Raw genomic sequence first — 673 nt, forward strand, 5'->3', positions numbered from 1 at the left:
AACAATTGCGAGCCGTTCACTGCATCCTTGCTGGTGGCGTCGAGTGCGCCTGCCTTTACGTTGGTCACTTGCACCGGAGTGCCGGCGTTGCCAAGCGTGACGCTGTCGTGAGCGGCGGAATCGTACTGCACCGCATCGGCGAGCGAGCCGTTGATGGTGCTGATGGTGGTGTTGATGGTGCTGATATCAGTGGTGTTCTGGGTCACGCGGCCGTCGATGGCGCTAACGGTCGAGTTGATCGTGGTGATGTCACCGGTGTTGGCTGCGACTTGCTCGTTCGTGGCGAACAATTGCGAGCCGTTCACTGCATCCTTGCTGGTGGCGTCGAGTGCGCCAGCCTTCACATTCGTCACTTGCACCGGGGTTCCGGCGTTGCCCAGCGTGACGCTGTCGTGAGCGGCGGAGTCGTACTTCACCGCATCGGCCAGCGAGCCGCTGATGGTGCTGATATCGGTGGTGTTCTGGGTCACACGGCCGTCGATGGTGCTAACGGTCGAGTTGATCGAGGTGATGTCACCGGTGTTGGCTGCGACTTGTTCGTTCGTGGCGAACAATTGCGAACCGTTCACTGCATCCTTGCTGGTGGCGTCGAGTGCGCCTGCCTTTACGTTGGTCACTTGCACCGGGGTTCCGGCGTTGCCCAGCGTGACGCTGTCGTGAGCGGCGGAGTCGT

At 61.2% G+C, this 673-nt stretch carries 1 pseudogene; it reads right to left on the reverse strand.

Going from position 1 to position 673, the window contains the following annotated elements:
* Positions 1–673 (reverse strand): annotated as a pseudogene (locus tag AWB65_RS35195) (hypothetical protein); the annotation flags it as partial.

The organism is Caballeronia humi, from assembly GCF_001544475.1.
GTDB classification, from domain to species: Bacteria; Pseudomonadota; Gammaproteobacteria; order Burkholderiales; family Burkholderiaceae; genus Caballeronia; species Caballeronia humi.